Origin of the sequence: Aliidiomarina quisquiliarum, from assembly GCF_023922585.1 — a bacterium.
Classification (GTDB): domain Bacteria; phylum Pseudomonadota; class Gammaproteobacteria; order Enterobacterales; family Alteromonadaceae; genus Aliidiomarina; species Aliidiomarina quisquiliarum.
Genome location: NZ_JAMFTN010000014.1, coordinates 493660 through 516717, shown reverse-complemented (window position 1 = coordinate 516717; position 23058 = coordinate 493660). Strand labels below are relative to the sequence as shown.

Here is a 23058-nt window from a genome sequence, read left to right as displayed (position 1 = left end):
CACAGCTTAAGCGTAAAGGCCCAAATGCTCTTTCGCATAAGCTTCAAATTCATCACAGCCACCGATATGTTTTTCATCGATAAAAATTTGCGGTACGGTTAAAACCGGCTTGCCAATTGTTTTTTCTAAGTCAGCACGGCTAATGCCTTCGGCAATAATATCAATGTAATTGTATTCAAAGTCGTCGCGGTTGTTGCTAAGGGTTTCAGCAATTTGTTTAGCGCGAACACAATACGGGCAGGAATCTCTTCCAAAAATAACGGTTAGCATTAGGTACTCCTTTAATTTTTAAACGGTGTCTATTATGCCATTTAAGTAACCGTGTGAACAATTGAGTATAGCGATTCCGCCGTTCGATTTTTCGCTTTTAGGCTAAGGCAGATAATTAATGGTCGATAACCAGATCGCTTTTAGCAATACAAACACAAGGAAGAATTTCGCCAGGGCGTATATAGGCTAAGGGCTCGTTCAAGTAGTCTACTGCGCCCGACTTTAACGTACTACGGCAAGCTCCACAAAAGCCGGTGCGGCAATGGTATTCAAGCACAACACCAGCCGCCTCAAGCGCTTGTAGTAAAGTTTTTGACTGACCGGTGGCAATTTCAACCACCGGTAGTTTATTTACCTGAACCTTGTATGTGGAAGACATAACTATTATAAGTCAAAGTCTCCAAAGTCTCCGGCGCTTACTTCGCTGTCAATTTGGCCCACTAAATACGAGCTAATTTCTGACTCTTGTGGTGCCACCTGTACGTTGTCGGAAACCAAGTATTTGTTCATCCAAGGTAGTGGGTTGCTAATTTGTTTGTAGTGGGGTTCGAAGCCAATAGCTTGCATACGCAAGTTGGCTATGTACTCAACGTATTGGCAAAGAATTTCTTTGTTTAAACCTATCATCGAGCCGTTTTCAAACAAATAGCTGGCCCATTCTTTTTCTTGCTCTACAGCTGAAACAAAAATGTTGAAGGCTTCTTCACGACATTCTTCTGCTACTTCTTTCATTTCAGGGTCGTCATCGCCATGTTGCCACAAGTTAATTATGTGCTGGGTAGAGGTAACGTGTAAGTTTTCGTCGCGCGCAATAAGGCGAATTATTTTTGAACTACCTTCCATTACTTCACGTTCAGCAAAGGCAAAGGTACAGGCAAAGCTAACATAGAAACGTATTGCTTCCAGTGCGTTTACCGAGTTCATGCACAAGTACAACTTACGCTTCAAGTTACGAATACTCACGTCGTGAACTTCACCGTCAATTTCAATATCACCTACGCCATGCACCTGGAGTAGTTGCACATAAAAAATAAGGTCGTCGTAGTATTTAGAAATGTCGGTGGCGCGTTTACGAATATGTTCATTGGTAACAATGTCGTCGAAAATGCTACCAGGATCGGTAAAAATATTACGCAAAATATGCGTGTATGAACGGGAGTGAATAGTTTCTGAAAAACTCCAGGTTTCTATCCAGGTTTCAAGTTCAGGTAACGACACTATCGGTAAAAAAGCAATGTTCGGGCTACGACCTTGTACCGAGTCAAGTAAAGTTTGGTACTGCAAGTTAGAAATGAAAATGTGCTTTTCACTGTCTGTCATGCTTTGAAAGTCGACACGGTCGCGGCTGACATCAACTTCTTCTGGGCGCCAGAAGAAGCTCAGTTGCTTTTCAATCAGTTTTTCAAAAATAGGGTGGCGTTGTTGGTCGTACCGAGCAACGTTTACTGAGTTGCCGAAAAACATCGGCTCGCCCAGTGGATTCACGTTTGTTTGATTAAATGTTGTATAGCGCATAATGACCTCAGCTAGCTTAAATTTTACAAGCGCCGCCTTCACAGTCTTCATCGTCTTCGACAATAACTGTTACTGCAGCATTGGCATTTTCTACCATTTCTTTACGAACAGCAGGCGACAAGTCGGTTTGGTTGTCTGAAGAGCCGTCGCGGGTGTTGTGGTAATACAGGGTTTTTACGCCGAGCTTGTATGCATAAAGCAAGTCTTGCAGTAGCTGGCGCATTGGTACCCGACCACCTTCAAACTTGTTAGGGTCGTAGTTGGTGTTGGCCGAAATGGTTTGGTCGACAAACTTCTGCATAATGGCAACTAAGTCTAGGTAGCCTTTATTATTAGGAATGGTCCAAAGCAGTTCGTATTGGTCTTTTAAGCGCTCAAACTCGGGCACTACTTGCTTCATAATGCCGTCTTTCGACGACTTCACCGAAATATGACCACGGGGCGGCTCAATGCCATTGGTGGCATTGGAAATTTGCGACGAGGTTTCAGAAGGCATTAAAGCCGACAGGGTGGAGTTACGCATGCCATGTTCTTTGATTGATTCGCGCAAGGCTTCCCAGTCGTAATGCAATGGTTCTGAACAAATACCGTCCACGTCTTTTTTGTAAGTATCGATAGGTAAAATACCTTTCGATGTTTTCGTTTCGTTGAATTTAGGGCAAGCACCTTTTTCTTTTGCTAGTTCGTTTGAAGCTTTCATCAAGTAGTACTGCATAGCTTCAAAGGTGCGGTGAACTAAGTTATTGGCACTGCCGTCGGAGTAACGCACACCGTTTTTAGCTAAGTAATAAGCAAAGTTAATTACCCCAATACCTAAAGTACGACGATTCATGCTAGCGTTATACGCCGCAGGAATAGGGTAGTCTTGGTAGTCGAGTAAGCTGTCGAGCGCCCGCACCGACAAATCGGCCAGCTCTTCAAAGTCGTCGAGGGACTTAATTTCACCCAAGTTAAAGGCCGACAGAGTACATAAGGCAATTTCACCTTCTTCGTCATTAATATGGTTTAACGGTTTGGTGGGTAATGCTATTTCTAAACATAGATTACTTTGGCGAATAGGCGCTACTGTTGCGTCGAAGGGGCTATGGTTATTGGTGTGGTCGACGTTTTGTAAGTAAATACGACCCGTACCGGCACGCTCCTGCATAAACAAACTGAATAAATCGACGGCTTTTACCCGCTTCTTACGAATGTTGTCGTCGTTTTCGTACTTAACGTATAAACGCTCGAACTCGTCTTGGTCGGCAAAGAAAGCGTCGTATAGGCCAGGCGTGTCTGAAGGGCTAAACAAAGTAATGTAGTCGTCTTTAATTAAGCGCTGATACATCACACGGTTAAACTGCACGCCATAGTCGAGATGGCGAACCCGGTTTTCTTCAACGCCGCGGTTGTTCTTCAGAACCAGTAACGACTCAACTTCTAAGTGCCACAGTGGGTAAAATAACGTGGCAGCACCGCCGCGAACCCCACCTTGCGAACAGCTTTTTACCGCTGTTTGGAAGTATTTAAAGAATGGAATACAGCCTGTATGGAAGGCTTCACCGCCACGAATAGGGCTACCTAAGGCACGAATACGGCCAGCGTTAATACCAATACCTGCCCGCTGTGAAACATACTTTACAATGGCGCTGGCAGTGGCGTTAATTGAGTCGAGGCTGTCGTCTGCTTCTATGAGTACACATGAACTAAACTGGCGGGTAGGCGTACGTACACCAGCCATAATAGGAGTAGGTAAAGAAATTTTAAATGTTGAAGCTGCATCGTAAAAACGACGCACATAATCAAGCCGAGTGCTTTTGGGGTAGGTGGCAAACAAGCATGCGGCAACAAGCATATATAAAAACTGAGCGCTTTCAAAAATTTGGTCGGTTACCCGGTCTTGAACTAAATATTTACCTTCCAGTTGTTTTACCGCTGCATAAGAAAACTTAAGATCACGGCTGTGATCAATAAAGCTATTCATTTGCTCGAATTCTTCTTGGCTGTAGTCTTCTAGCAAGTGCTTGTCGTAGCGTTTAAGTGCCACCATTTTAGTAACTTGGTCGTACAAATGAGGCGGTTCGAACTGACCATAAGCTTTTTTCCGCAGGTGGAAAATAGCTAAGCGGGCTGACATATACTGGTAGTCGGGTGACTCTTCAGAAATTAGGTCGGCGGCTGACTTAATCAGTGTTTCGTGAATAATGTCGGTACGCATACCGTCATAAAATTGAATTTGTGAGTTGATTTCTACTTGAGACACAGAAACGTTATTTAAACCTTCTGCAGCCCAGCCAACCACGCGATGTATTTTATCAAGATCTAGCGCTTCGCGGCGGCCGTTCCGTTTTGTTACCTGAATAGACTGGTTCATGGCTCCCTCATTAGGTTTTTGTTATCACTTATATGTTGGCATTGCCCGAGTGTTCGGGGCTTGTGGCATTATTATTTGCGGTCACAACATATAGTGGTCATTTCGGCAGCAGTTGCCAAAAGGACACAACATATAGTGTTTGGTATGAGGGCTACTTTAGTCAGGAAGTGGACTTCGATCAAGGCAAATTATGAAAATAAAAACACCCAAATGGATTGAAAATTTTGTTTTGCTTGAGTGACGCGGCTTTGCTGTCATTTTCGCAATTGTAAAGCCCTAGAAATTAATTCTATGGTTGGGGCAGCCGCGGCGGAATCGTTCGTTTTGTATATAACAGAAGGGTTATAACACATGCATTAAAGGCTGCTTAAATACTATGTAATAGCTGCTCCGGTTGCGCAAGGTGGTAATCGGCGGCCCAAGTTTCGGGCGCATCGGTGGTACTAATATAACCCCATTCGGCTAAAAAAGTGGTCATGCCCGCTGCTCGACCAGCAATAATGTCTCGTTCGGCGTCGCCCACATACCAACAATGCTCGGGGGCTATTTGTATTTGTTTGGCCGCATACAATAAGGGTTCAGGGCGGGGCTTGGCCACTGTTAGGGTGTCGCCACTAACTACCACCGGCATTTGTGCCAGTAATGGAAAAGCAGCCACAATAGGTTGAGTAAATTGATCGGGCTTGTTAGTAACGATACCGCAAACAATCCCTTTTGAATTAAGTTGCTCGAGCAGGGTTTCAACGCCTTCAAACCAGCTAGTTGCAACGCACACATTTTCTCCGTAGCGGGTTAAAAACTCAGCTTTAAGTTGGCTTTGCTGCGCGCTTGAAGCGGCACTATATGCATTGCCAAAACCCGCCGTTAATAACCCGTGGGAACCATGTGAAGCCAATGGGCGAATAACTTGGTGGGGTAAAACCGGCATATTGCGTTCTGCTAACATAGCATTTAAGGCTAAGCCTAAATCGGCAGCGGTATCGAGTAAGGTGCCATCGAGATCAAAGAGAATGGCTTGACAAGGCTTAGTGGTAAAAGGCATGTGCTGTGCTCGCTTTATTCGTTGGTTGCTAGTGGCTTGTGGCAGGCAAGTAAATAATTCACGTCGACATTGCGATCGCTTAAAAAGAAACTCGACGTAAGTGGGTTATAATGAATGCCGGTCATGGCGTTGGCGACCAAGCCAGCATTTTCGGCCGCTCGTACTAGCTCGGAAGGGCGAATGAATTTAGCCGCGTCGTGAGTGCCTTTAGGTAGCCATTGCAATACATACTCGGCCAAGTAAACACCAAGCAATTTTGCTTTTAGGGTACGGTTCAAAGTAGAGAAAATAACTTTGCCGCCAGGCTTAACCAGTTGTGCACAGGCGCTCACTACGGCTGCAGGGTCTGGCACATGCTCAAGCATTTCTAAGCAAGTAACAAGGTCGAAGGTACCCGCGTGTTGGCTAGCAAATTCTTCAGCGGTAATTTGCTGGTAGTTAATTGTCAATTGGCTTTCAAGGGCATGTAAACGAGCAACTGAAAGGGCTTCAGGGCTCATGTCGATACCTGTTACCTGACCGCCGGCTTGGGCCATGGCTTCAGTGAGTAAACCACCCCCACAACCCACGTCGAGTATTTGTTTGCCTGCTAAACCTGCACCATGTTGGTCGATAAACTGAACGCGCAAGGGGTTTATTTTATGCAGCGGCTTAAAGTCGCCTTCTGGATCCCACCAACGGGATGCCATAGCGTTAAATTTTTCAATTTCTGTGGGGTCTACATTGGCGAATTGGCTCACCTTTGGCCTCTTTATATTTCTAACGAGTAAGGGCCACAGTCTACCTCAGCTGAACAAAGTAAACTAGATAGGGCTTCGATATGGACGTGCCATAAAATCAAGTTTATGGTATGCTGTTTACATCTACCGCAATGGTATTTTGACGCATAACTATAAAGATGAAGTCGATTGATTCAGGAAAATAATATATGAGCGATCTTGCCAACGAAGTTGTACCGGTCAATATCGAAGACGAGCTTAAAAACTCGTATTTAGATTACGCGATGAGCGTTATAATTGGTCGTGCTTTACCCGATGTTCGAGACGGACTAAAGCCAGTTCACCGCCGTGTACTCTTCGCGATGAATGTATTAGGGAACGACTTTAACAAACCGTATAAGAAATCTGCCCGCTTAGTGGGTGATGTAATCGGTAAATACCATCCCCATGGCGATTCCGCTGTGTATGACACCATTGTCCGTATGGCGCAGCCATTTTCGCTACGTTACATGCTGGCTGATGGCCAAGGTAACTTTGGCTCAGTAGACGGCGACTCGGCTGCAGCAATGCGTTATACCGAAGTGCGCATGTCAAAAATTGCCCATCAGCTGCTAGCCGACTTAGAAAAAGAAACCGTTGACTTTGTCCCCAACTACGACGGTACCGAGCAAATTCCAGACGTGTTGCCAACCCGTATTCCTAACCTACTTGCCAACGGCTCGTCGGGTATAGCGGTGGGCATGGCTACCAACATTCCACCGCACAACCTAAACGAAGTGATAGACGGTTGTTTAGCGATGATTGATAAGCCTGACATTACCCTGCCAGAGCTAATGGAATACATTCCAGGCCCAGACTTCCCCACCGCAGGTATTCTCTCTGGCCGCCAAGGTATTATCGACGCTTACACCACCGGCCGAGGCATTATTTATATTCGTGCCCGCGCTGAAGTTGAAGTAGACGAAAAGTCAGGCCGCGAAACTATTATTGTTCATGAACTACCGTACCAAGTGAACAAAGCGAAACTGATTGAAAAAATTGCCGAGCTGGTTAAAGACAAAAAAATTGAAGGTATTAGTGCTTTACGCGACGAGTCGGACAAAGACGGTATGCGTATCGTTATTGAAATGCGCCGTGGCGAGTCGGGCGACATCATGCTCAACCAACTGTACCGCAATACCCAAATGCAGGTGTCGTTTGGTATGAATATGGTTGCCCTCGACAAAGGCCAACCGAAATTGTTCAGCTTGCCGGAAATTCTGGAAGCCTTCATTACTCACCGCCGTGAAGTAGTTACTCGCCGTACGGTGTATGAACTACGCAGAGCGCGTGAGCGGGCCCATACCCTTGAAGGTTTGGCAATTGCACTAGCTAACATTAATGAAATTATAGAGCTGATCAAAGCGTCGCCGACACCGGTTGAGGCAAAAGCGCAACTTATGGAGCGTGGTTGGGCCTTAGGTAACGTGGCCACTATGTTAGAGCGAGCTGGTGTTGACGCAGCACGCCCAGAGTGGGTTGAAGACGATTATGGCATTATTAATAGTAACGAATATCGTTTAACCGAAGTTCAAGCTCAGGCTATTCTTGACTTGCGCTTACACCGTTTAACGGGGTTAGAGCACGAGAAAATTCTTGCCGAGTACCAGAACTTACTGAACACCATTGAAGAACTACTTTATATTCTAAACAACGCCGAGCGTTTAATGGAAGTTATTCGCGAAGAGCTTGAAGAAGTTAAAGCCGAATTTGGTGACGATCGCCGTACCGAAATAACCTCTGCTAGCCACGACATTAACATGGAAGACTTGATTGACCGAGAAGATGTGGTGGTAACTTTGTCCCATGAAGGTTATGTGAAGTATCAGCCGCTAACCGAGTATGAAGCGCAACGTCGTGGGGGCCGCGGTAAAGCAGCTACGCGCATGAAAGACGAAGACTTCATAGAGCGCTTGTTGGTGGCAAATACCCACGACAACATTCTCTGTTTCTCAAGCGCAGGCCGTGTGTACTGGATGAAAACGTACCAGTTGCCTTATGCTAGCCGCACTGCTCGCGGTCGTCCCATTGTGAACTTGTTGCCACTGGAAACAGATGAGCGTATTACCGCTATATTGCCTATTTCAGACTTTGTCGACGACAAGTTTATTATTATGGCAACTCGCCACGGCACCATTAAGAAAACACCTTTAGTGGACTATTCACGGCCACGCTCAAGCGGAATAATCGCCCTAAACTTAGTTGAAGGTGACGAGCTCATTGGCGTAGATATTACCGACGGAAGTGACGAAGTGATGATGTTTTCTGACGCTGGTAAAGCAGTACGTTTTCATGAAGACAAAGTGCGTTCCATGGGGCGCACCGCCACCGGGGTACGGGGTATGCGCCTTGATGAAGGCGAGCGTATTGTGTCGTTAATTATTCCCCGTGGTGTCGAAGCGGTTGAAACTGAAGAAAGCGACCAAGTAGTGGCTGAGTCGGCCATTTTAACCGTTACTGAGAACGGTTACGGCAAACGCACTTTGCTAAGCGAATACCCAATGAAAAACCGTGCTACCAAGGGCGTTATTTCTATTAAGGTAAGCGAACGTAACGGTAGTGTGGTTGGTGCGCTAGAGGTGGTTGAAGGTGAGCACCTGATGCTGATTAGTAATCGCGGTACCTTGGTTAGAACACGGGTAGATGAAGTGTCGCAAGTAGGCCGTAACACCCAAGGTGTAACCTTAATTCGAACCATTGAAGAAGAGGTTGTGGTTGGGGTTGCTCGTATTGCGGAAATAGACGAAGACGACGCTTTACTAGACCCAGAAGGTGTGGAAGCAGAGCAAGAAACAAGTTTAGATGAAGCCGCTGCAGACACTGATGCACCAGAAGCCGACGACGCTAGCGACGATTTAACAGAGGACTAATCCCTTGGTATATAACTTCTCTGCGGGGCCGGCTATGCTGCCGGCTCCTGTACTTAAAAAAGTGCAGTCGGAATTACTTGATTGGCAAGGTTTGGGTGTTTCTGTAATGGAAATGAGCCACCGCGATCCGGTTTATGTAAAAATGACCGAGGTTGCCGAGCAAGACTTACGCGACTTAATGAACATACCCGACAACTATGCCGTGTTGTTTATGCATGGTGGTGGCCGAGGCCAATTTTCTGCTGTGGCACAAAACCTTGCAGGGCCTACCGCTACGGTTGACTATTTGAACACCGGAACTTGGTCGGACTTTGCTATTCGAGAAGCGAAAAAATACGTAAAGCAGGTAAATGTGCTCGACGTAATGACCGAAATAGACGGTTTAAAGCAGGTGAAGTCAGCAGACCAATGGGCGTTAAGCGAGCAGGCGGCCTATTTTCACTATTGCCCAAATGAAACCGTTGATGGCATAGCTATTCACCAAGTGCCAAGGGTGCAAGCCCCCATAGTGGTTGATATGTCTTCCGTTATTTTATCTGAGCCCATTGATGTGTCGCAGTATGGCGTTATCTATGCCGGTGCCCAGAAAAATATTGGCCCTTCGGGTTTGGCGGTGGTTATTATTCGTAAAGACCTACTGGAAACCCAACAAAGCCGTGTGTGCACCATTATGAACTACCAAGTGCAAGCGGCTGAGAAGTCAATGTACAACACACCAAACACCTTCGCTTGGTACTTAGCTGGCGAAGTATTTAAGTGGCTTAAAGCGGAAGGTGGTGTGGAAGCGATGGCCGACTTAAATAATCGCAAGTCGGCCTTGTTATACGAATGTGTAGATAACTCAAGTTTCTATCAAAACAAAATTCATGTGAACAACCGGTCAAAAATGAATGTGCCGTTCCAGTTAAAGAATGCCGCACTCGACGATTTGTTTTTACAAGAAGCAGCACAAGAAGGTTTGTTAGCGTTGAAAGGGCACCGTTTTGTAGGCGGTATGCGAGCGAGCATGTATAACGCAATGCCTTATGAGGGCGCACAAGCATTGGTTGACTTTATGACCCGTTTTGCGCACCAGCACAGCTAGTAAACACAACAACATTACTTATAATTAGAATAATAAAAGGACCTCCCCATGGGTGATTTTGATGCGACAGCGCTTGCCTTGCCTGGCATTCGCCAATTACAACCATACCAAGCTGGCAAGCCCATAGAAGAGCTTGAGCGTGAACTAGGAATAACTAATATTGTTAAATTGGCTTCGAATGAAAATCCATTAGGTGTAAGCCCTATGGTGCAACAAGCGCTAACGGAAAAAATAACTAGCTTGGCCCGTTACCCCGACGCCAATGGCTTTTATTTGAAAACCGCCCTAGCTAAAAAGTACCAAGTACAGGCCAAACAAATAACCCTTGGAAATGGCTCAAACGACGTCCTTGAACTGTTGGCTCGTACCTACGTGTCGGCGCAGAACGAAGTGGTTTTTTCGCAGCATGCCTTTGTGGTTTACCCACTAATAACCAAAGCGATTGGTGCAACCCCGGTGGCCATTCCAGCGGTTGATTACGGCCACGACTTAACTGCTATGTTAGCGGCTATTAATGAACGCACCCGCATGATATTTATAGCTAACCCGAATAATCCTACCGGTACTTTTATTGCCTCAGACGTGCTTCATGAGTTTTTGGCGGCAGTACCACAACATGTATTAGTGGTGCTTGACGAAGCTTACTATGAGTACGTGTCGGACTTACAGCGTGCACCTTCTATTCAATGGATTGAGCAGTTCCCGAACCTGGTTATTACTCGTACGTTCTCTAAAGCTTATGGTTTAGCAGGGTTACGAGCAGGTTATGCGGTGTCGCACCCACAGGTGGCCGACCTCATGAACCGTATTCGTCAGCCGTTTAATATGAACGAATTGGCGTTAACCGCAGCCATGGCAGCGTTACAAGACGACGACTTTTTACAGCGCTCGGTTGCGATAAACCGAGAAGGCATGGCGCAGTTAGTGGCTTTTTGTAAGTTACAAGGACTTAACTACATACCGTCGCACGGTAACTTTTTAACTATCGAAGTAGGCGACAATGCCGCCGAATTGTACAACCAATTACTGCATAAAGGCGTCATAGTTCGCCCAGTAGCAGGTTACGAACTACCACGCCATTTACGCGTTAGTATAGGCTTACAGGTTGAAAACCAAGCCTTTATCGACGCCATGGTGGCAATTACTAACGGCCAATAATGACAACACATATTCAATTACAGGGGCCACGCCAGGCTCAGGGTACTATTCTGCTACCCGGCTCGAAAAGCATTTCAAACCGAGTTTTGTTATTGGCGGCTTTAGCCCAAGGCACCACGCGTATTGAAAACTTACTGTTTAGTGACGACACCCACTGGATGTTGCAAGCCTTAAGCCAATTAGGTGTGAATATTGAACAGCATAAGGGTTATGTGGCAGTGCAGGGCGCTGGGGGGTTATTACAGGCTCCCACGGCAGAGCGCATAAGTTTGTTTCTCGGTAACGCCGGAACGGCTATGCGGCCCTTATGTGCGGCATTGGCAGCTGCTACTGGGCAGTTTGAGCTTACCGGCGAACCCCGTATGAAAGAAAGGCCCATTGGTCCCTTAGTCGACGCCCTAGTACAGTTAGGTGCCAACATTCAATATGGCGAGCAAGCAGGTTTCCCGCCACTATTAATTAACGGTGGGGGGTTACGTTGTGGCAAAGTTAGTATTGATGGTAGTTTGTCGAGCCAGTATATTTCCGCAGTACTAATGGTGCTGCCACTTTTGGCTAGCACCGATACGGCACAAGCAACGGAGCTAACCCTAACCGGTCATGTGGTGTCGTTGCCGTATATTCAATTAACCGTAGCCATGATGCGTGATTTTGGTGTGGAAATTACCCAATTAAATGAGCGCACATTTAGCATTGCTGGTAATCAAAGCTACCGCAGCCCAGGCAGCTACCAAGTTGAAAGCGATGCTTCGTCAGCCTCTTATTTTTTAGCCGCAGGCGCAATTGCCGGTGCTATTCGGGTGGAAGGTGTGGGTAGTGCAAGCAGGCAGGGCGACAAAGCCTTTGTCGATGTACTCGAGCAAATGGGCGCAGTGGTAAGTGTTGAACCCCATGCTATGGAAGTGCGTGCGGCTAAGCTGGTTGGTGGCGACTTTGACCTGAATGCTATACCTGACGCAGCCATGACCATTGCCACCTTGGCATTATTTGCACAAGGGCCAACCCGTATTCGTAACATTGCTAACTGGCGGATAAAAGAAACGGATCGTTTACATGCCATGGCAACTGAATTGCGTAAAGTAGGGGCTCAAGTTGAAGAGGGCGAAGACTGGATAGCCATTACGCCGCCTGGCTTCTTTAACCCACCGCAAAAACTTAAACATGCAACAATAGCTACGTATAACGACCACCGCATGGCCATGTGTTTTTCTTTGCTGGCCTTCGATGCGGCAGGGGTAACTATTTTAGATCCTGACTGTTGCCACAAAACCTATCCCGATTACTTTACTGATTTTGCTCGTTTAACCTTACCGTAAGCGGGCTTGAACACTGTAGGTGCGAATATTGTTGGGCTAAAGCTGAAGCGCTTCAGTTTTAGAAACCGCAAGTGTTAATGCATTTTAGGTGGAATTCCGTATAATCTTCCCGCCTTGAATACTCTTTGACAGCTTCGTCTACTTTAAACAGAGGTGTATATGTCCTTTACAGCAACAAAAAGTGCGGCCTCAGAACAACCCGTTTCAGGCCACGCGCCGGTTATTACTATCGACGGTCCGGGAGGTTCTGGTAAAGGCACCATTTGTCGCCTACTAGCAGAAAAGTTAGGTTGGAAACTACTCGACAGCGGCGCTATTTATCGTGTGTTAGCGGTTGCAGCTATGCATCACGATGTCACTGAAAGTGACGAAGAAAGTTTAGTAGCCTTAGCAACCGACCTAGATGTTGAATTTGTTGTGAATGAAGAAACTGGCCAAACCCATGTGGTGCTAGAAGGTGAAGATGTAACTGACACTATTCGCACGGAACAAGTAGGTATGAATGCTTCGCGCATTGCCGCTTTACCCCGGGTACGAGAAGCCTTATTAAGACGCCAGCGTGCCTTTCGCGAACTGCCAGGCTTAATTGCTGATGGTCGCGATATGGGAACGGTAGTTTTTCCTTCTGCAGAAGCGAAAATATTTTTAACCGCAAGCGCCGAAGAACGCGCACAACGGCGCTTTCTACAATTGCAGGAAAAGAATATTGATGCTAATATAACCGAAATTATTGCGGAGATTAATGCCCGCGATGAGCGAGACGCAAATCGCTCCGCAGCCCCAATGAAGGCCGCGGAGGATTCGTTGTTTCTAGACTCTACAGGCAAGTCGATAGAGCAAGTGTTAAGTGAAGTGCTTGAATATGCACACAAAAAGCTCTCGGCTACGTCGTAAAGCACAAAGCAAGGTAATACATTGAACTGGCAAGTCGTAGGCTTACCACTCAAGCGTTGGTGACAGGATGTAACCAATTAACTATAACAACCCCGTCGATACGGACTTTAGGCGGATGTCTTAACTTAAACGAAGTTATCTAACTATGATGATAGAAAATTTTGCTGAACTATTTGAAGAAAGCCTGAAAACAGTCGAAACACGTCCAGGCTCTATTGTAACTGGTGTTGTGGTTGCGATCACAAAAGACCTCGTATTGGTTGACGCGGGTCTGAAATCAGAAAGTGCTATTCCTGCAGAGCAGTTCATGAATGCTGAAGGCAATTTAGAAATTGCTGTTGGTGATTCTGTAGAAGTTGCCCTTGATGCAGTAGAAGACGGTTTCGGTGAAACTATTCTTTCTCGTGAAAAAGCGAAGCGTTTTGAAGCTTGGCTACAGCTGGAAGTAGCGTTCGAAAAAGAAGAAACAGTAAATGGTATTATCAGCGGCAAAGTAAAAGGTGGCTTCACAGTTGACCTTAACGGCGTACGTGCGTTTTTACCTGGTTCACTGGTTGATGTTCGCCCAGTGCGCGACACGACCCACTTAGAAAATCGTGATTTAGAATTCAAAGTTATCAAGCTTGACCAGAAGCGTAACAACGTTGTTGTTTCTCGTCGTGCAGTGATTGAAAAAGAAAACAGCGCAGAGCGCGATGAGCTTCTTGAGAACCTACAAGAAGGTCAAGAAGTTAAAGGTATCGTTAAGAACCTAACCGACTACGGTGCATTCGTAGACTTAGGTGGCGTAGACGGCCTACTCCATATTACCGATATGGCTTGGAAGCGAGTGAAGCACCCAAGCGAAATCGTGAATGTTGGCGACGAAATTAATTGTAAAGTATTGAAGTTTGATCGTGAGCGTACCCGTGTTTCTTTAGGCCTGAAGCAGTTAGGTGAAGATCCATGGAGCGAAATTTCTAACCGTTACCCTGAAGGTTCAACCTTAACCGGTCGCGTAACCAACTTAACCGACTACGGTTGCTTCGTAGAACTGCAAGAAGGTGTTGAAGGGTTAGTACACGTTTCTGAAATGGACTGGACAAATAAAAACGTTCACCCATCTAAAATTGTTAACTTAGACGACACCGTTGAAGTAATGATCCTAGAAATTGACGAAGAGCGTCGTCGTATTTCTTTAGGTATCAAACAGTGTCAGCCGAACCCATGGGAAGAGTTTGCCAAAGGCTTCCAGAAGGGCGACAAAGTTAGCGGAAAAATCAAGTCAATCACTGACTTCGGAATCTTCATTGGTCTTGATGGCAACATCGACGGTTTAGTTCACTTGTCTGATATCTCTTGGGATTCAACAGGCGAAGAAGCTGTTCGTGACTTCAAAAAAGGCGAAGAAGTTGAAGCTGTGGTATTGCAAGTCGATGCAGAGCGTGAGCGTATCTCTTTAGGTATCAAGCAAATTTCTGAAGACCCAGTAAACAATTATCTGGCATCTCACAAGAAGGGTGCTATTGTTAGTGGTACGGTTAAAGAAGTTGACGCGAAAGGTGCTGTTGTTGACTTAGGCGAAGGTGTTGAAGGTTATGTTCGTGTTTCAGACATTGCTCGTGAGCGTATTGAAGACGCTTCGACAGTACTGAAAGTTGGGGACAGCGTTGAGGCTCGCTTCATGGGTGTTGATCGTAAGAACCGTGTAGTAAGTTTGTCTATTAAAGCGAAAGACGAAGCTGAAGAAAAAGCAGCTATGGAAAACTTAAATACACAAGACGACACTGCCTTCAGCAGCGCAATGGCAGAAGCATTTAAAGCAGCTAAAACCGACGATTAATATCTGCGGTGCTATGGCGGCTTACGGAAAAGGAAATATCTGTTATGACTAAGTCTGAGCTGATTGAAAAACTGGTTGGTAAACAACCAGACATAGCGCCTAAAGAAGTTGAAGCTGGGGTGCGCAGTATTCTAGAGTCGATGATCCAGGCGCTTGCGTCGGGTGAACGAATCGAAATTAGGGGGTTTGGTAGCTTTACGCTCCATTACCGGCGTCCTCGTACAGGGCGTAACCCTAAAACTGGTGAAAAAGTTGATTTGTCGGGTAAGTATGTTCCGCACTTTAAACCAGGGAAGGCACTTCGCGAGCGAGTTAACGCAAGTGTTTAACTGAAAGCACTCGGAAAAACAGAAGGGCATGCTATACTGGCATGCCCTTTTTTATTACCCTTTTAAAAAAAGGAAAGTGTATGGCGCGGTTTATTCTTAGTTTAATTCCTTTATTGGTATTCTTTCTTTTAGCATTGGCTATTGGGTCGCAAAATCAAGACTTAGTGGTCGTTAATTTACTTATTGCCAAACCAGAATTAAAACTTTCTATTTTATTAGCGTGGACCTTAGGCATAGGCTTTATATTTGGCCTCGGGGTGTTTTTAATTAGCCACTTGAGTTTGCGTTTGCGCTATCGGCGCTTACGTAAAGAGCTTTCTCAGCGTGTGAAAGCTGGTAAATAACCATGCTTGAATTGCTGTTTCTTCTGCTACCAATTGCCGCTGCATACGGTTGGTTTATGGGCCGAAACAGTGTTCGTCAAGAGCAGCGTCGTGAGCAAGAGCAATTTTCAAAAAACTATGTAGCAGGCATTAACTTATTACTCTCAGAACAGAGCGATAAAGCCATCGACATGTTTATAGATATGCTTGATGTAGACAGCGAAACCATTGAAACCCATTGGACTTTAGGCAACCTCTTTCGCCGTCGAGGCGAAGTTGAACGTGCTATTCGAATTCATCAAAATTTAATTACTCGCCCATCATTAACCGAAGCCCAACGCCACCAAGCAATGTTAGAGCTTGGTAAAGATTACTTGGCTGCTGGCTTTTATGATCGCGCAGAAAAAATGCTTACCGAATTAAGTGTTCTTAAAGATTACCGAGAAGAAAGTGAACAGTTGCTGCTGCAAATATATGTGGCTACAAATGACTGGGATAAAGCTATTCGGGTGGCGTTAAAAATTAGACGTTACGATGCAAGCATTAGTAAAAATATAGCTCACTTTTATTGTGAATTAGCCGCTTTGCAAGACGATCTTGAAAGCACGTTAAAATTTTATGATAAAGCGATTAAACATGATAAAAACTCAGTTCGTGCGCGTTTAGCATTAGGGCACTGGTGCTTAGAGCAAAAGAAATACCGTCGCTCGCTTGATTATTTATTACCGATTTTGAGCAACTCTCCCAGCTTTACTTCTGAAGCCTTACCACTGATAGAAAAAGCATATAAGGGCCTTGATGATCGCGATGGTTTAATGACCTGTTTACACGATGTGGTACTAAACAACCCCAACGCTTCCGCTGTTATCATGCTAACGAACCATATTGCTGAAGCGAATGACAATGAAGACGCAGAGCAATTTATACTAGCTGCTTTACGCCGCAACCCAACCATGAAGGGTTTTTACAAACTTATTGAACTACACTTTGAAAATGCTGCTCCAGGCCGTGAGCGAGCTAGCCTTAAATTATTGCGCGACATTGTTGGCGAGCAGCTGAAGCTGCGTAGTAAATATCACTGTACCCAATGTGGCTTTTCAGCCCAAACATTATATTGGCACTGCCCTTCGTGTAAAACCTGGGGTGGAATGAAACCAACACGAGGATTGGATGGAGAATAATGAAACGTATTATTGTTGCTTTAGACTTTAATAACCCAACAGACGCATTAGCTTTTGTTCGCACTGTCACTCCAGAAACATGCCGCCTTAAAGTGGGCAAAGAATTATTCACCAGCGCTGGTCCTGCGTTAGTAAAAAAGCTAGTGAGTATGGGTTTTGATGTGTTTTTAGATCTTAAGTTTCACGACATTCCTAATACAGTGGCCCAAGCGGTTAAAGCCAGTGCTGAACTTGGTGTATGGATGGTGAACGTGCATGCCAGCGGTGGTGAACGCATGATGCGTGCTGCTCGCGAAGCGTTAGCAGAGTTTGGTGACAAAGCTCCTTTGCTTATTGCAGTTACCGTGTTAACCAGCATGAGTGAGGCTGAGCTTGCAGCCACAGGAATACAACGGCCCTTAATGGAACATGTGTTGCATTTGGCGCGTTTAGCTCAGAATGCAGGCTTAGACGGCGTGGTGTGCTCAGCGCAAGAGGCAGCCTTGTTGCGAGTAGAACTAGGTGCGGAATTTACCTTAGTAACACCAGGTATTCGCCCAGAAGGCAGTGCTAGCCAAGATCAAACACGGGTAATGACACCACAACAGGCAGTACATGCCGGCTCTGATTACTTAGTAATGGGGCGGCCTATTCGCCTCAGCGATAATCCGCTCGCAACTTTATCAGCAATTAACCAGCAAATTGGGTAAGGCCTGACCTCGATTTATTTCCCTGGCTGTCTATACTCTTGAACACTGCAAGGAACGCAGTGTTCAAATTTAAGGAGCAAGACATGCTAAGAAAAACAATTTTATTTGCCTCACTTATTTCACCTCTTGTATTGGCCTGCCCGCCACAGGTTTATGCTTCCGATCTTCCCAGCCGAACTGTTGCACCAGATAAAGCTGCGGCCGAAAAAAGAATGGAAAATTTGGTTAATATTAACACTGCTAGTGCGGAAGAATTAGCCGCAGGGTTAAAAGGTGTGGGGATGGCTAGAGCAAGGGCAATTATTGAGTTGCGTGAGCGCTTAGGAGGCTTCACAGACATAGATCAGTTGCTTGAAGTGCGTGGCTTAGGCGTGCGCACCCTAGATGCGAATCGTTCTCACATTCGCCTATAAAGTAAAAGCCGGACTGTTTAAAAGTCCGGCTTTTGCGTTTACATAAGGGCTAGGAAACCCTTCATACTTTATTCCGTAGGACTACAACGAACAGTTTCAGAGCTGCTGCGCGTGTTCGTTGACACAAAACCCGCTACTCGCCCACTGGTTTGTATAGGGTTAGCTGCATCCGCTGCACGAGCATTTAACACTACTGGCTCGTGGCTGCTAACAACGGCAGAGGCCTTGGCCATTGCTGCTTGAACAAAACGTGGCTTGGTCGCTTTAGGAGCAACTTTAACCACTGCTTTTGGTGTTTGTGCAGCAGGTTGTTCAACTTTCGCTTCAACGGCAGGAGCTTCAGCTGGTGTTTGTGCAGCAGGCTGTTCAACTTTCGCTTCAACGGCAGGAGCTTCAGCTGGTGTTTGTGCAGCAGGCTGTTCAACTTTCGCTTCAACGGCAGGAGCTTCAGCTGGTGTTTGTGCAGCAGGCTGTTCAACTTTCGCTTCAACGGCAGGAGCTTCAGCTGGTGTTTGTGCAGCAGGTTGTTCAACTTTCGCTTCAACGGCAGGAGCTTCAGCTGGTGTTTGTGCAGCAGGCTGTTCAACTTTCGCTTCAGCGGCAGGAGCTTCAGCTGGTGTTTGTGCAGCAGGCTGTTCAACTTTCGCTTCAACTTTCGCTTCAACGGCAGGAGCTGCGGCTGGGGCCTTACGTTGGCGTGTACGCGGTTTAGCTGCTGGTGCTTTCTGCTCTGGCGCTTGCTCGGTAACATTCTCGACTACAGCTTCAGCTTTGTGTGCCTTATTATCAACAGCGGTGTTGTCAACCGGTTTAGGTGTGGTTTTAACAGCTGTTAATTCACCGTTGGCGCGAACAGACTGCTCTAAAGGGCGGCGCTCACGGCGTTGTTTGGGAATATCAGCAGTAACATCGTGTTGTGCAGAGGCTGCGGCAGGAGTTGCTGTTGGGCCGCGCTCGTTTGGCTTGCGACGACGGTTACGACGATTACGGTTTTCGTTGGTATTATTCGCATTTGCACTCGCACTATCCTGAGGCTTTTGCTCTGGCGTGTTGGCTTCGGCCGATTTTTGTACAGCAGGTCTGTTACGCTCAGGGCGTTGACGAGTTTGCTCGTTTCTATTGCTGCTAGGGCGGCGATTACGGTTTTGTCCGCCCCGTTGGTTTGGTCGGTTAGCCGAGCGAGTGGTGCTTGCAGGTGCTGGCTTAGGGGTGGGCTTGTCCGTTTCTTCGCTGGTAAAAATGTCTTTAAACCAGTTTGCTAGTTTAGTTATTAAACTTGGGCCAGCGGGCTTGTCAGTGGTTGCTTGAGCTGCAGGCGCGGTTTTTGTGGGTGTTACCACAGGAGCATTCGGCGCTACGATATTTTTCAAAACGGGCTCTTCTGCAGTTTTCGCTTCAGGGCCACTAAATTCTACGCGTTGCTCAGGCGGCGACTGAAGTAGTTCAAAGCTTTGTGCTTTACTCATTTCGTCGGTACGGGTACGTACTACTTCAAAGTGCGGTGTTTCCAAATAAGGGTTTGGAATAATCAGTAGTTGCACTTTATTTCGTTTTTCAATGCTTTGTAATGACTCACGCTTCTCGTTTAATAAGTAAGTAGCAACAATAACGGGTACTTGAGCAGTAACCTGGCCGGTATTGTCTTTCAGTGCTTCTTCTTCGATTAAACGCAAAATAGACAGCGCTAACGACTCACTACTCCGAATGGTGCCTTGGCCATCACAACGTGGGCATACGTGGTTCGATGCGTCGCCAAGCGAAGGGCGTAAGCGCTGGCGAGACATTTCTAATAAACCAAAGCGGGAAATGCGGGTTACTTGAACACGGGCTCGGTCTTGTTTTAGTGCGTCGCGTAGGCGATTTTCAACTTCGCGTTGGTTGCGTACCGGAGTCATGTCGATAAAGTCGATAACAATTAAGCCGCCCACGTCGCGTAAACGCAGTTGGCGAGCTATTTCATCGGCTGCTTCTAAGTTGGTATGCAGGGCCGTTTCTTCAATGTCGCCGCCTTTTGTTGCTTTAGCCGAGTTAATATCGATAGAGGTTAAGGCTTCGGTTGGATCGATGGAAATAGAGCCACCTGAAGGTAAGCGAACTTCACGTTCAAAGGCCGACTCAATTTGGCTTTCAATTTGGAAGTGATTGAACAAAGGCACGTCGCCTTTGTATAGCTTAACGCGCTGTAAAAAGTCTGGCCGAACAATTTTTATATGCTCTTGGGCTTGACGGAAAACAGTTTCGTCGTCAATTAATATTTCACCAATATCGCGGCGCAAATAGTCGCGGATAGCACGGAAAATAACATTGCTTTCTTGGTGAATAAGTAGCGGAGCAGGGTGTGCGGCAGCGGCTTCTTCAATAGACTTCCAATGATGCAAGAGCACGTTGAGGTCCCAAGCTAGCTCTTCAGCAGACTTACCAACACCTGCAGTGCGAACAATTAAACCCATACCCTGAGGTAGGTCTAAATCAGCCATCGCTTCTTTAAGTTGGTTGCGCTCTTCGCCTTCAATACGGCGTGAAATGCCGCCGGCACGTGGGTTATTTGGCATTAATACCAAGTAACTACCCGCTAAAGAAATAAACGTAGTGAGGGCAGCACCTTTTTGGGCCCGCTCTTCTTTATCTATTTGAATAATAACTTCTTGGCCTTCGCGAACAACGTCTTTTATGCTTGGCCGGCCGGTTAATTTGTAATCTTTGGGGAAGTAAGACTTAGCTATTTCTTTAAGGGGAAGGAAACCGTGGCGCTCAGCACCGTAGTCAACAAAAGCAGCCTCTAAACTTGGCTCTACTCGAGTTATTTTTCCTTTATATACGTTTGACTTCTTTTGTTCGTGACCAGGGCTTTCAATATCAAGATCGTAAAGCTTTTGGCCATCTACCAAGGCAACTCGAAGCTCTTCAAGTTGCGTGGCATTAATTAGCATTCTTTTCATAAGTTGTGACTCATACTCTAAATGTATAGTGCCACAACACTGCGCCGCTTAACGGCTCTGTTCCGTCAACTGAAGCTATCGATGCCATTGCTTACAAAGCGCAAATGGCTGGGAACCTTTTCAATTTACCGATAGTACAATATACGTTTTGTCTGCTTTCTAATTTCATCGCCAGACCTTTTGAAGTGAGGCGGGTTACCCGTGTGCTGACATGTTGCAAACTGCGTCAGTGCCACGTGTAACATTAAATTTCTGCTGAACCGAAACAGGCGTTTTCGCCTAGCCAGTGTTGTCGCTCGGTTGATAATTCAACAGGCGGACGGTTTCGTCTACGCCCCGACCATAAAAATGGTTCTGACACAGTATTGTCGCATTATTTAAGGTGCACTGACAAGTAACAAATATATTGCCATAAAAGCATTTGGCCAGGATTAACTCGTGGTATAATTCTCAGCTATGACAAATTATAAAAAAAACCCATTAAATTCTACCGCAACGCCAGTTAGCAAGCCGTCATTGGTTTCTGGCTCAGCTGAGGTTGGCGAACAAAGCGAGGCTGCATTACAAGTAAGCTGGCATCGTGTTTCTATTGACGAGGCTGGCCAGCGGCTGGATAACTTTCTCCTAGCGCGCCTTAAAGGCGTCCCTAAAAGCATGGTTTATCGTATTGTGCGTAAAGGCGAAGTGCGAGTGAACAAAGGTCGGGTGAAGCCAGAGTACAAGTTACAAGCCAACGACGATGTGCGTATACCGCCCGTGCGGTTGGCGCCAGCGCAAGAGCTACCGAACCCGAAGCTTGATCAAATTGCCAGCCTTGAAGATGCCATATTATTTGAAGACGAGTGTTTAATTGTTATTAACAAACCTTCGGGCTTAGCAGTGCATGGTGGTTCGGGGCTACATTTTGGCCTGATTGAAGGATTAAGAAGTTTACGTCCTAAGCATGAGTTTTTAGAACTAGTACACCGCCTCGACCGAGACACCTCGGGCATTATTTTAATTGCTAAGAAGCGTTCAGCCTTACGCTCTTTACACCAACAACTGCGCGAGAATAAAATGGACAAGCGCTACGTAGCTTTAGTGGCGGGCAACTGGCCTACCAACAAAAAGAAAGTAGACGCTCCCTTACAAAGAAATACGCTGAAGTCCGGTGAACGGGTAGTGCGTGTAGACACAGCTGGTAAAGCGTCGTTAACACGGTTTAAAGTACTGGAACGTTTTGCTGAGGGCACCTTAATAGAAGCGGAGCCAGTTACAGGACGCACTCATCAAATTCGTGTGCATACACAAATAGCTGGGCACCCTATAGCTGGCGATGACAAATATGGTGAAGCGGCTTTTGACGCCTTTACCAAGCAAAAAGGCCTTGAGCGGCTATTTTTACATGCTTGTGGGTTAACTTTTATTCATCCACGTAGTGAAACCACTATGCGCATGGAAGCACCGCTCGATACGCACTTATTGGCAGTACTAAACAAATTACGTAGTTAGTTTGCGCTAAGCGGACTAATACCAAGCTGCCGTAATATTTGGCTAAGTTGAATAAGCGGCAACCCAATCAAGCTGGTTGGATCGTCGCCTGCCATTCGCTCGAACAAACAAACACCTAAGCCTTCGCTTTTAAAACTGCCGGCACATTGTAACGGTTGCTCTTCCTTTATATAGGCACGTATTTCTGTGTCGGTTAAGGTGCGGAAATAAACTGCATATTGGGCCACCGTGGTAATGTGTTTGTTCGCTTTGCTGTCGTACACACTTAACCCAGTATAAAACATAACTTTCGAACCACTAAACTGCTGTAGTTGTGCAAAGGCTTTTTCTTCTGTGTAGGGCTTGCCTAAAATTTGTTCATTGAACACGGCAACCTGATCAGAGCCAATAATATAATGTTCAGGAAACTGCTGGGCTAGGGCTGCTGCTTTTGTCTCGGCTAAGCGCTGCACCAAGTCGATAGGGCTTTCATGGACAAAGGCAGTTTCGTCAATGTTGGGACTGGCAGTATCAAAGGGTAGTTTTAGCCGCTGTAGCAGCTCTTTTCGAAACGGCGAACTAGACGCAAGTATTAAAGGTTTAGACATTTATATAGCTACTTAGTGAGTAAA

20 protein-coding genes are annotated in these 23058 nt (G+C 46.1%); 12 read left to right on the top strand and 8 right to left on the bottom strand.

The features are described 5' to 3' along the window. Positions 1-6 precede the first annotated feature (6 nt). The 6 genes from M1L23_RS05180 to ubiG form a co-directional block, all read right to left on the bottom strand. On the bottom strand, positions 7-270 hold the full coding sequence (locus M1L23_RS05180) for a GrxA family glutaredoxin (RefSeq protein ID WP_252626045.1): 264 nt from the start codon (positions 268-270) through the stop codon (positions 7-9). Between the two features lie 115 nt (positions 271-385). After that, on the bottom strand, positions 386-649 hold the full coding sequence (yfaE, locus tag M1L23_RS05175) for a class I ribonucleotide reductase maintenance protein YfaE (protein WP_252626044.1): 264 nt from the start codon (positions 647-649) through the stop codon (positions 386-388). A 5-nt stretch (positions 650-654) separates the two neighbouring features. Beyond that, the gene (gene nrdB / locus M1L23_RS05170) at positions 655-1785 is read right to left on the bottom strand and encodes a class Ia ribonucleoside-diphosphate reductase subunit beta (RefSeq protein WP_252626043.1); all 1131 of its coding nucleotides are present in this window, start codon (positions 1783-1785) and stop codon (positions 655-657) included. Between the two features lie 16 nt (positions 1786-1801). After that, positions 1802-4138, bottom strand: coding sequence for a class 1a ribonucleoside-diphosphate reductase subunit alpha (nrdA, locus tag M1L23_RS05165; protein ID WP_252626042.1), 2337 nt, complete (start codon positions 4136-4138; stop codon positions 1802-1804). A 367-nt stretch (positions 4139-4505) separates the two neighbouring features. Then, positions 4506-5180, bottom strand: a complete 675-nt coding sequence (gene gph / locus M1L23_RS05160) for a phosphoglycolate phosphatase (protein ID WP_252626041.1) — start codon at positions 5178-5180, stop codon at positions 4506-4508. 14 nt (positions 5181-5194) lie between these two features. Then, on the bottom strand, positions 5195-5920 hold the full coding sequence (ubiG, locus tag M1L23_RS05155) for a bifunctional 2-polyprenyl-6-hydroxyphenol methylase/3-demethylubiquinol 3-O-methyltransferase UbiG (RefSeq protein ID WP_338021828.1): 726 nt from the start codon (positions 5918-5920) through the stop codon (positions 5195-5197). A gap of 188 nt (positions 5921-6108) precedes the next feature. Here ubiG and gyrA point away from each other — a divergent pair, with 188 nt between their 5' ends. The 11 genes from gyrA to M1L23_RS05100 all read left to right on the top strand — a co-directional run bounded on the left by gyrA (position 6109) and on the right by M1L23_RS05100 (position 18017). Beyond that, the gene (gyrA, locus tag M1L23_RS05150; RefSeq protein WP_252626040.1) at positions 6109-8808 is read left to right on the top strand and encodes a DNA topoisomerase (ATP-hydrolyzing) subunit A; all 2700 of its coding nucleotides are present in this window, start codon (positions 6109-6111) and stop codon (positions 8806-8808) included. A gap of 4 nt (positions 8809-8812) precedes the next feature. After that, positions 8813-9892: a 3-phosphoserine/phosphohydroxythreonine transaminase gene (gene serC / locus M1L23_RS05145; protein WP_256473587.1), complete on the top strand. Its 1080-nt coding sequence runs from the start codon at positions 8813-8815 to the stop codon at positions 9890-9892. A gap of 48 nt (positions 9893-9940) precedes the next feature. After that, entirely contained in the window at positions 9941-11050 is a 1110-nt protein-coding gene (hisC, locus tag M1L23_RS05140) for a histidinol-phosphate transaminase (protein ID WP_252626038.1), read from the top strand. Continuing rightward, positions 11050-12366 carry a 3-phosphoshikimate 1-carboxyvinyltransferase gene (gene aroA, locus M1L23_RS05135; protein ID WP_252626037.1) on the top strand — a complete coding sequence of 439 codons (1317 nt, stop codon included), beginning with the start codon at positions 11050-11052 and terminating at the stop codon, positions 12364-12366. Before hisC ends, aroA begins: the two co-directional genes overlap by 1 nt. 159 nt (positions 12367-12525) lie before the next feature. Next, positions 12526-13260 (top strand): (d)CMP kinase, encoded by a 735-nt coding sequence (gene cmk, locus M1L23_RS05130; RefSeq protein WP_252626036.1) that lies wholly within the window; start codon positions 12526-12528, stop codon positions 13258-13260. A gap of 148 nt (positions 13261-13408) precedes the next feature. Next, positions 13409-15082 carry a 30S ribosomal protein S1 gene (gene rpsA / locus M1L23_RS05125; RefSeq protein WP_252626168.1) on the top strand — a complete coding sequence of 558 codons (1674 nt, stop codon included), beginning with the start codon at positions 13409-13411 and terminating at the stop codon, positions 15080-15082. A 44-nt stretch (positions 15083-15126) separates the two neighbouring features. Beyond that, entirely contained in the window at positions 15127-15411 is a 285-nt protein-coding gene (gene ihfB / locus M1L23_RS05120) for an integration host factor subunit beta (protein WP_252626035.1), read from the top strand. Positions 15412-15491: 80 nt separating this feature from the next. After that, positions 15492-15755, top strand: a complete 264-nt coding sequence (locus M1L23_RS05115; RefSeq protein ID WP_252626034.1) for a lipopolysaccharide assembly protein LapA domain-containing protein — start codon at positions 15492-15494, stop codon at positions 15753-15755. 2 nt (positions 15756-15757) lie between these two features. Then, a complete protein-coding gene (gene lapB / locus M1L23_RS05110; protein ID WP_252626033.1) occupies positions 15758-16915 on the top strand; it encodes a lipopolysaccharide assembly protein LapB in 1158 nt (385 codons plus the stop codon). Continuing rightward, the gene (pyrF, locus tag M1L23_RS05105) at positions 16900-17604 is read left to right on the top strand and encodes an orotidine-5'-phosphate decarboxylase (protein ID WP_420840628.1); all 705 of its coding nucleotides are present in this window, start codon (positions 16900-16902) and stop codon (positions 17602-17604) included. The genes lapB and pyrF overlap by 16 nt, the downstream gene beginning before the upstream one ends. A gap of 83 nt (positions 17605-17687) precedes the next feature. Further along, on the top strand, positions 17688-18017 hold the full coding sequence (locus M1L23_RS05100; RefSeq protein ID WP_252626031.1) for a ComEA family DNA-binding protein: 330 nt from the start codon (positions 17688-17690) through the stop codon (positions 18015-18017). Positions 18018-18085: 68 nt separating this feature from the next. On the opposite strand, the gene rne is transcribed toward M1L23_RS05100, so the two are convergent. Beyond that, positions 18086-20956, bottom strand: coding sequence for a ribonuclease E (rne, locus tag M1L23_RS05095; protein ID WP_252626030.1), 2871 nt, complete (start codon positions 20954-20956; stop codon positions 18086-18088). Between the two features lie 456 nt (positions 20957-21412). On the opposite strand from rne, the gene rluC reads away from it, so the two are divergent. Then, on the top strand, positions 21413-22447 hold the full coding sequence (gene rluC / locus M1L23_RS05090; RefSeq protein WP_252626029.1) for a 23S rRNA pseudouridine(955/2504/2580) synthase RluC: 1035 nt from the start codon (positions 21413-21415) through the stop codon (positions 22445-22447). Here the strand turns inward: rluC and M1L23_RS05085 are convergent. Next, the gene (locus tag M1L23_RS05085; RefSeq protein ID WP_252626028.1) at positions 22444-23034 is read right to left on the bottom strand and encodes a Maf family protein; all 591 of its coding nucleotides are present in this window, start codon (positions 23032-23034) and stop codon (positions 22444-22446) included. The two genes, rluC and M1L23_RS05085, sit on opposite strands and share 4 nt — an antisense overlap. Between the last annotated feature and the right edge of the window lie 24 nt (positions 23035-23058).

What these genes read in the sequence shown, in the direction of transcription:
- M1L23_RS05180 (WP_252626045.1), bottom strand. Translation starts at nt 270, where the DNA reads ATGCTAACCGTTATTTTTGGAAGAGATTCCTGCCCGTATTGTGTTCGC.
- yfaE (WP_252626044.1), bottom strand. Translation starts at nt 649, where the DNA reads ATGTCTTCCACATACAAGGTTCAGGTAAATAAACTACCGGTGGTTGAA.
- nrdB (WP_252626043.1), bottom strand. Translation starts at nt 1,785, where the DNA reads ATGCGCTATACAACATTTAATCAAACAAACGTGAATCCACTGGGCGAG.
- nrdA (WP_252626042.1), bottom strand. Translation starts at nt 4,138, where the DNA reads ATGAACCAGTCTATTCAGGTAACAAAACGGAACGGCCGCCGCGAAGCG.
- gph (WP_252626041.1), bottom strand. Translation starts at nt 5,180, where the DNA reads ATGCCTTTTACCACTAAGCCTTGTCAAGCCATTCTCTTTGATCTCGAT.
- gyrA (WP_252626040.1), top strand. Translation starts at nt 6,109, where the DNA reads ATGAGCGATCTTGCCAACGAAGTTGTACCGGTCAATATCGAAGACGAG.
- hisC (WP_252626038.1), top strand. Translation starts at nt 9,941, where the DNA reads ATGGGTGATTTTGATGCGACAGCGCTTGCCTTGCCTGGCATTCGCCAA.
- aroA (WP_252626037.1), top strand. Translation starts at nt 11,050, where the DNA reads ATGACAACACATATTCAATTACAGGGGCCACGCCAGGCTCAGGGTACT.
- cmk (WP_252626036.1), top strand. Translation starts at nt 12,526, where the DNA reads ATGTCCTTTACAGCAACAAAAAGTGCGGCCTCAGAACAACCCGTTTCA.
- rpsA (WP_252626168.1), top strand. Translation starts at nt 13,409, where the DNA reads ATGATAGAAAATTTTGCTGAACTATTTGAAGAAAGCCTGAAAACAGTC.
- ihfB (WP_252626035.1), top strand. Translation starts at nt 15,127, where the DNA reads ATGACTAAGTCTGAGCTGATTGAAAAACTGGTTGGTAAACAACCAGAC.
- M1L23_RS05115 (WP_252626034.1), top strand. Translation starts at nt 15,492, where the DNA reads ATGGCGCGGTTTATTCTTAGTTTAATTCCTTTATTGGTATTCTTTCTT.
- lapB (WP_252626033.1), top strand. Translation starts at nt 15,758, where the DNA reads ATGCTTGAATTGCTGTTTCTTCTGCTACCAATTGCCGCTGCATACGGT.
- M1L23_RS05100 (WP_252626031.1), top strand. Translation starts at nt 17,688, where the DNA reads ATGCTAAGAAAAACAATTTTATTTGCCTCACTTATTTCACCTCTTGTA.
- rne (WP_252626030.1), bottom strand. Translation starts at nt 20,956, where the DNA reads ATGAAAAGAATGCTAATTAATGCCACGCAACTTGAAGAGCTTCGAGTT.
- rluC (WP_252626029.1), top strand. Translation starts at nt 21,413, where the DNA reads ATGACAAATTATAAAAAAAACCCATTAAATTCTACCGCAACGCCAGTT.
- M1L23_RS05085 (WP_252626028.1), bottom strand. Translation starts at nt 23,034, where the DNA reads ATGTCTAAACCTTTAATACTTGCGTCTAGTTCGCCGTTTCGAAAAGAG.